Genomic DNA, 3,240 nt, shown 5'->3' on the forward strand with positions numbered 1-3,240 from the left:
GATCTCGGCGTACCGCTCCGCAAACTCCGCGTATGCACTGCGACCAATGGGCTCGCGCGTGCTGCTCGTGTCGGTCATGTCGTCCTTCTCGCGATGAAGAGGCGTTTAGCATTTTGCCATCACTCTAGTGGACGTCGCTCGCTGACCGCTTACCGCTTCCGCCGAACAGCCCGATAGGGTCCTGGTTGATGAACCGTCCCACGTCCGGGTCATAGTACCGAAACGTGTTGTATCAAACACCTCTGACACGGGCCGCCCTCACACGGGTCGCAATCCCTTATCCGTCAGGGCTCTCCGGCTTCACACCTCCGTCGCCACGGAATTTTTCCCAAGACGCGATTTTCTCGCCGGCGAGCCCTCGATTAAAGGCCATCGGCCGCCGGTTTTTTATCCGTCGATGAAGTTCGCCGGCAGGTGGATCGAGCACGCCAGCTTTGCTGCCGGACAGCGAGTTAACATCGCCGTCGAACACGGCAAGCTCATCATCACCGCTGCTTAAATGCACTGAGGGCCGCGCCAGCGGCCCTCAGTGCGCTAGGAACCAGATAACTCATCTACACGTTATCGAATATCGTCTCAACAGCCTTTTGATACTTAGACGCTTTTGGTTGGCGCATTTTTTTCAAGTATTGAGCAAGGCGCCCCCTATCATCCCGAATTAAAATATACAAAATCGAGAATGTAAGAATAAACGTTAGGCTATGCCCCACGTAGGTTTCATTGCTCGACTCATCCTCCGGCTCCTTTAGCGGAATAAAATCCTGACCAAGGTCGATCGCAATTTCCGCCCTTATCAAAGCAACACTAAACTTCCGAATGCGATCTGAGTCCTGGTTCAGCAGCGCCTCTATGCTCGCCAAAGCCAGCCCCGCAGCATCGAGTGCCTTTTGGCAGTGAACCAGCTCAGCATCATAGAGATCGTCGCACAAGCGCTTGCTTGTACGCTGAACCACATCCAAAGCAAGCTCGGAATATTTCGGCGAACGCAGAAATTGAGAAATTGATTTAATGTCTTCTACCATGAATCAACGCCCTTTATAACTCTAAGCAAAGTTTCACCAGTATTTCTAAACGGATCAACCGCCTCATGCTGCCAAGGCGTCAACGCCGTGAGATTGCTGGCATTGTGAACGCCGGGGCCACCCACCCGTTGCGGAATATTGGTGTGATGTAGCTCCATCGACACGTCCTTGATGACGCGCTGACCATTCTTCAGCACCTCGACCTGCATACGCGGAGCCTGACCGTCAGCCATTCGCTGCAAGTTATTGGGGGAGTAGGACGACGCATTTGAGCGCGCTTCGTTCTTCCAGTAGTTCTTGCGCTCCGTACTCCAGCACGCCCAGCCCCACGGATCAATCCATGTCAGCGGATTTGCAGCATACCGATACAGGTTAGTTCCACCCGCCAAGCCTATAGGATCTTGGTTGATGAACCTCCCGATGTCGGGATCGTAGTACCGAAACGTGTTGTAAAACCCGTCTCACGATCCAGACACTGCCCCTGAAACCGCGCACACGGATTCAGCGGCCTTGAGAGACGGGCAGGCGTTGTCGCCAATGCTTATGCGGCCCCCGGCGCTTGGGGGCGCCCCTTATCGCCAGCGCGTCAGCTCAGCGAGCCACGCAGAGCGTAGGCGCGGACCAACCACACGCGCCGCGGCGGGCCGCCGTTGTCAAAGTGCGGAGCCACGCGCCGATCAACTGCCGTTACCTGCCGCAGTCGGACAAGTTCTAAATTCCATCAAATGCATCGTATTTAATTCCATTGAAAAGTCTAACAAACGTTGGACCAGATAGGTGAGCCTCCTCGCTAACCCTCATAAACTCTTCACTCACCATGATCCAGCCCGTTTCAGTACACGTGTAAAGAGGTGGAGGTTTAATATCGTCTCTGAAAATAAATCGATCGATTTTCTCATATCTCGGATGATTCGTAGAAGGAGCCTCCGGCACGGGTCTACCGGTTTCCAAGTCGACCATCACTTCATACTCGGATCGCGAAGCATCCATCATACTAACCCCTTCCTTGATCAAAATAATATAATGTTCGCCATCAATCTTCTTTTTCTTCTTACCTCCACCGAGCAAATCGAACGGAATCGCCCGATATCGAGCACCGACCACGTCAAGCACTTCGATAAGCTTCTTAGATCCACAAATATGCGGATTGTACAACCAGCAATCGACCTCAAACTTGTCGCCCTGAATAGCGCATTCGTAGTGCTGTCTGACGTCGCGCGTATAGGTCGATGGGTCCAAAGGATCCCACTCGAACTCGTCAACATTCCACCTGGCGCCCACAAAGTATTCAGCGCCATTTTGGCCAACGTTGTATTCAAGTTTATAGAAATTTGTTTCTTTATTCATTTCAATGCACCAGTAATAGGATCAATCGCATACCTACCATTCATCAAACCCTCGGCAGCATTAGCCTGAATTTGTCTCATCCCTAGTACCAACTGAGTATCGCTCAATCCCGGAGCGGCTCTATTCAATGCCGCGACTTGACTTTCGATGTTGGCGGAATAGGCTGGATGTTGAGTCCAATGTCCTGGCAATCCTGTCTGTGCTGCTAATTGCCTATCACCGGGTAGGAAGATACCGTTAGCTGCTCCATCTCCCTCAAACCCCATTCCACGAAGCCGGGCAAACATCTTTGCGAAGCTAGGGTCCTTCATGACTTCTTCCGGAACCAAATGATGGTTCCCCATCCGGTCCCCCGGGCGAGCCCCCATGTTTCGCCCCAGTTTGGACGAGCACCATCCCCACGGATCGATCCATGTCAGTGGATTAGCGGCGTATCGGTACAGGTTCATCCCACCCGCCAACCCAATCGGATCCTGATTGATAAACCGCCCCACATCCGGATCGTAGTACCGAAACGTGTTGTAGTGAAGCCCCGTGCCCTCATCCGCATACTGCCCTGCATACCTCAGCGGTTGCTCGATCCGCTGCATCGAGCGGCCGTCCGCCGCGCCCTCCACCTTGCCCCATGCCGAATACTTCCCCGACCAAACCACATCCCCCGCATCGTCCGTCACTTCCAACGGCGCCCCAACCAAATCCGTATGAAAGTGAAAAACCCGCGCTTGGTGTTTCGCGGCGTCAATCGTCGTCACCGCCAGCGCCTCGACAATCACCGCATCTACACGCGCCACCGGCGAATACGCATCCTCAGGGCTATAAACATAACTGCTGACGCCCGTTTCGCGAATCTCCTGCGCCAGACGCAATCCCA

At 53.7% G+C, this 3,240-nt stretch carries 4 protein-coding genes and 2 pseudogenes; 1 reads left to right on the forward strand and 5 read right to left on the reverse strand.

The window, feature by feature from the left end; all coding sequences use genetic code 11:
* Positions 1–154 precede the first annotated feature (154 nt).
* Positions 155–232, reverse strand: a pseudogene (locus tag ACTHL0_RS05515) (RHS repeat-associated core domain-containing protein); the annotation flags it as partial.
* Between the two features lie 165 nt (positions 233–397).
* Here ACTHL0_RS05515 and ACTHL0_RS05520 point away from each other — a divergent pair.
* Complete coding sequence (locus ACTHL0_RS05520; protein ID WP_440565585.1) at positions 398–499, forward strand: SymE family type I addiction module toxin; 102 nt, start codon at positions 398–400, stop codon at positions 497–499.
* A gap of 55 nt (positions 500–554) precedes the next feature.
* On the opposite strand, the gene ACTHL0_RS05525 is transcribed toward ACTHL0_RS05520, so the two are convergent.
* From ACTHL0_RS05525 to ACTHL0_RS05540, 4 genes and pseudogenes are all read right to left on the reverse strand, one after another.
* A complete protein-coding gene (locus ACTHL0_RS05525; protein WP_440565586.1) occupies positions 555–1,022 on the reverse strand; it encodes a hypothetical protein in 468 nt (155 codons plus the stop codon).
* 320 nt (positions 1,023–1,342) lie between these two features.
* Positions 1,343–1,512 (reverse strand): annotated as a pseudogene (locus ACTHL0_RS05530) (RHS repeat-associated core domain-containing protein); the annotation flags it as partial.
* A gap of 221 nt (positions 1,513–1,733) precedes the next feature.
* On the reverse strand, positions 1,734–2,369 hold the full coding sequence (locus ACTHL0_RS05535; RefSeq protein ID WP_440565587.1) for a hypothetical protein: 636 nt from the start codon (positions 2,367–2,369) through the stop codon (positions 1,734–1,736).
* The coding region (locus ACTHL0_RS05540) for an RHS repeat-associated core domain-containing protein (RefSeq protein ID WP_440565588.1) at positions 2,366–3,240 on the reverse strand (875 nt) is incomplete at its 5' end. The genes ACTHL0_RS05540 and ACTHL0_RS05535, both read right to left, overlap by 4 nt.

The sequence above is a fragment of the Trinickia sp. genome, assembly GCF_051961175.1.
In the GTDB taxonomy this organism is placed as follows: Bacteria; Pseudomonadota; Gammaproteobacteria; order Burkholderiales; family Burkholderiaceae; genus Trinickia.